We start from the raw sequence: 4,395 nt of genomic DNA on the forward strand, positions 1-4,395 counted from the left end.
GAACGGCGCAACAGCGCGTTCAAGGGCCCCCTCGCGGTCAACCCGTTCTACCTGGAGAACAACCAGCGGATCCACGGGCTGCTACACGTCGTCGGCCTGGCGCTGCTGCTGTTCTCGCTGATCGAGCGCGAGGCCCGCCGCGCCGCCGGCCCGACCGGGACGGTCGCCGGCCTCTACGCCCGCCGCCCGGCCAGGCCCACCGGCCGCCTCATCCTCGAAGCCCTCGCCGACCTGCGCCTCGTGCCCGCTCACAACGGCCAGCCCGCCTACATCCCCCGGCCCACCCCACTCCAGCAGCGCGTGCTCGACCTCCTCGGAGTCGACCCGACCAAACCCCCGTGATCAAGAAAACGGGCTGGTCAGAGACCTAAACCGAACGTGCGGAGTGCAGGAGATTACCGTCAGATGGGGGAGTGTCGCTGGCGGCCTACCTGGTACTTCTGTGGATGTTGGGATTGGGCTGGACGGGATGCGGCATGCGGGCGCGACCCGACACGTAGGCAGCATGACCTGAACCGAGTTTCTGGCACCCGCACGGCCAGACGGGTTGAGAAGACATTATCAACCTATAGACGGCTGTACGGAGAGAAATAACCAATGGATAATCAAATCTTGAACATATCTCGTTGAAGGTTGGATGTAAGGGATCCGTGGCCCAGTCGCTGTGACGAGCGCCTGCCGACGTTGGACGAGATCTTCAGGGTGTGGTCGCCGATGGCGGAGAGACGAGGATGCGCCTGACCCGGCATTCGGCGAACGGCCAACCTCCCTACTGAACAATTATGATCTTGTGATAAGAAGTTCTTCCCGCCCTCGCAGGGTGAGGATCACAGGGAGCGTGCTCAATGACGGCACCGCTTTCTCGCGCATGCGACATTGCCGACGAGAATGAAACCGGCCGGCACCCCGTACTCACGTTGTTCACCTACGAAGATCTCCATAAGGAGATCCGGACTGCTGGCGAGCGGTCGACTAGCCCTGCAATCCGCCAGAGCTGGGATCGTCTTGGAGATGTGGTCTCCCAGTTGGCATCCGGCGAGGAAGCAGGGTTCGACGTCGTGTCGGGACGTCGATGGTTCCTGGTGAGGGTCAGCATCCAGGGCTATCGGGGGATCGGCAATGCCGAGCCTCTGGTATTGAACTTCCAGTCGACCCCGGGTATCACGGTGCTGCATGGCCCCAACGGCGCTGGTAAGTCCAGCATTGGTGATGGCATCAACACGTGTCTTCATGGCAAGCCTGGCGGAGCCGACAAACAGCAAAACAGAACGGCCGGCAAGAAGCCGCTGTGGGAACCGGTGTACTGTGAACGTGATGCCGACATGGCCCGCGTGGAGGTCACGCTCGTGTGTGGGGAGGAGCGTCTCCACCTCGAGTGGTGCCAGGATCGGAACGGGCAGACAACTCAGCGGACTGCGGTATGGGAGCGCGGTGAAAAGCGGCGCGAGTTCGAACCCGGCAGTGTGTGGACCTCGGCTCTCGCAGGGCACCAGCCGGTCTTCGCCTACTCCGTGTGGGAGCGGCGTATCCAGCTCAGCAAGGATTTGCAAGTCTATTTGGAGAACATGCTCGCGTTGGGCGGCTGCTTCACCGCTCTGGCGGTCGAAGTTGAACGGCAAAGCACGGCGTTCACCGATGCAGAGCAAGTATGGCGAGGTTCATGCCGGGACGCGATGGCCGTCCTTGAACGTGTTGATCAGGCGCGACGACGGGGCGATGATTCTGATCTGGTCCCTGTCCGGATCCCGGATGTAGCCGATGATCCCGAGGTGTGGCTGAAGGAAGAGTGCCTTACGGAAGCCGGTGGTGCGATTCCTGAGGTCACCGTCGAACATCAGATCCGCATAACGAAGTCTGCGGCCGAGTTGCTGGCCGCGACCGCAGAGCTGGAAGACGCGGTCGGCGGCTCGCTCCACCAGCGGCTGGCCGCGCCGCTCAAATCGCTGCGTGAGGTCTCGAAGAAGCTGGACGATCCAGGTGACATTTGCCCTGTCTGCGACACATGTGAAGTCGACTGGCTTGCCCGCCTCTCTACCACTACGGAGCAGATCACCAGCCTCGCCCGGCATCGCCAACGGGCCGAAGCAGCAGCAAAAGATCTCCGTGATGTTACAGAACGTGATCTCGACGAGGTCGTGGCTGTCATGCGCGATGCGGCGGACGTTTCCACCGCTGCGGCGGCCTTGGAACACTGTGCGTCGTTGACACAAGCCTTCCTCGGCGCGATTGAGGCCGAAGGTGTGGGCTCTCATCCCGCAGTCCTGAACGCCGCCGCGGCGCTTGCCCGATGGATGATCAATGGAGAGTGTCGGGAGCTGCTCCAGCGGGCGGTGGAGCGGAGCAACCACGACCGTCAGTGGCGCTGTGCGCGGCGGGAAGGGGTGGAGGACTTTATCAAGTTTTGGAGGGAGCAGGGTCCGGCCGTTCGTGAAGCACCAGCCTGGAAAGAGACGAGTAAGCGGGTTGGCGAGCTCCGCGACCGGCTGAAGAAGGATCGCAAAGCTGCGTTGCACACCAAGGCGGACGAGCGGGTACAGGGTCTGCTTGCGGATGTCGGGCTGAGTATTTGCGATCTTGAGGTGAAAAGGACGACCGCGAATATAGAGCTTGTCGATCTTTCCGGCAATACACTGAGTTTGGGCATGCTCTCGGCTGGTCAGCGTAACGCCGTTCTCCTCGCACCGTTGCTCGCCACCGCGGATGGCGGTCCTTTCGGTTTTCTGGTGCTCGACGACCCAGTCCACGCGTTCGACGAACTGCGGGTCGACCGCCTCGCTCACGCGGTCGAGCAGCTCGCCACGGATCGACGGATCATCGTCCTTACCCACGATGAGCGACTCAAGGAGCACCTCCTTGCACGGCGTCGCGTGCCGGTCGATGCGTGGACCGTTGAACGCAACATCCACACCGGCAAGGTCGCGGTCAGGGCAAAGGAGACGATGTGGCGCTGCATCCTTTGCGATGCCCGGGACGCGCTCGGCCTGGCCGGGAAGGTACCCGGCGGGAAGTTGTCTGCGACCACGCTCATACGCGGCATGTGTAGGCAAGCGCTCGACAACGCACTACGCGAATTCGTGATCAGGAACGCTGTCCGGTCAAGTCGGGACATCGCCTCCGACCTCGCCTGTCTTGACCAGGCATCCACAACTCGGGACCGCCTCGACGTTGCCGCTCGCCTGTACACTCCGATGCCTGGAAATGATCATCCTGTGCTGTCCGCGAAGCAGCAGTGCAGTCGATACCTTGACGGGTGGAATGCTGCGGCGCACGGCAACACGCCGCGGCAGGAAGCGGGACGGCAGGAGATCGATGCGGTAGAGGCGGCCTGCCGGATCCTTGCCGGAGACACGGCATGAACCCTGCTGATGTGACCTACCGGCGCATGCAGGTACTGGAACTGCGTATCCGGCTCGAGCTGGTCGCCGCAACTGCCTACGACCAGGTATGTAAGTCTCCGGTAGCGGGTGCACAAGACAATATCCGCAAGCGGCTCTTGTTCCTCATGTCGTACGTCCCTCACGACCGGTACTCCGAGACATACGGGCTTGTTAACCTCGGCCGACACGTGTACGCACGAACCTCGGACGTTCTGCACGGACGAACAAATATGATTAACATACCTCAAGTTGTGATCGACGAATGGCGTAAGATCGTCGAAGATCTTGAAGCGTTCTTGGATGGCGGGCAATCATATAGGAACTCATGTACCCAGATCATGTAATCGGAGCGTCGCTACGACCGTTTGAATTTGCCAACGGCTCATCCCGTGACCGTCGCGACTCCTCGGCTGAAGAGATGATGCCAGCCACAACAGGGGACCATTTCCCGCCTGAGTTCAGGCAGCTGCTCGCTACGGCCAGCCGGAGGGTGGTTACCTTGTCAGCATGAAGTGAGGCAGGCGATGCCTACCGTCTTGTGACCAGGGCGGGCTGGGAGAAGAAAATCGTGGCGGTGACGGCTGGCTGGGGGAGGCACCTGGAGTGGTGGCAGTGGTGAGATGGTCGGGCCGGGAGGCCCGAGCTCTGCGTGAGGCGCGGCGGATGAGTGTGATGATGTTGAGTACGAACTTGTCGCCGTGCTTCCTGTCTTCGCCATTATGATCAATAATGGTCCGATTGGCGATCTTAAGTTGGTGGCGCGCTGGTAGCCGCCTGGCCGAGACCCTGGTGGCCAACATGCCCGGCAAGGCGATCACGCCAAGCGTCCGACAGCAGCGGATCGGTGACACAAGGTGTGTCATTTTGTGGGGCGACGGGGCTTCACGCTTGCAACTGAGGGCGTGGTCGGCAAGGAGTTCCCAGGACTATCGATTGACGTGGGAACCCTGCGTCGGCCGCGCCGAGCCATCCTTCACTCGGGTACCGCCGCAATGGCGGGGACTACCTACTCCACACC

General features: G+C 61.7%; 1 protein-coding gene and 1 pseudogene. Both read left to right on the forward strand.

Annotation, left to right across the window (positions count from 1 at the left end; genetic code table 11):
- A pseudogene (locus MJ783_RS22125) lies at positions 1 to 342 on the forward strand (transposase); the annotation flags it as partial.
- Between the two features lie 503 nt (positions 343 to 845).
- Positions 846 to 3,356 carry an ATP-binding protein gene (locus MJ783_RS22130; protein ID WP_239313548.1) on the forward strand — a complete coding sequence of 837 codons (2,511 nt, stop codon included), beginning with the start codon at positions 846 to 848 and terminating at the stop codon, positions 3,354 to 3,356.
- The last annotated feature ends 1,039 nt before the right edge of the window (positions 3,357 to 4,395 follow it).

The sequence above is a fragment of the Protofrankia sp. Cj3 genome (assembly GCF_917627355.1).
GTDB lineage: Bacteria > Actinomycetota > Actinomycetes > Frankiales > Frankiaceae > Protofrankia.

Coding starts and splice junctions, on each gene's coding strand:
- MJ783_RS22130 (WP_239313548.1), top strand. CDS start 846: ATGACGGCACCGCTTTCTCGCGCATGCGACATTGCCGACGAGAATGAA.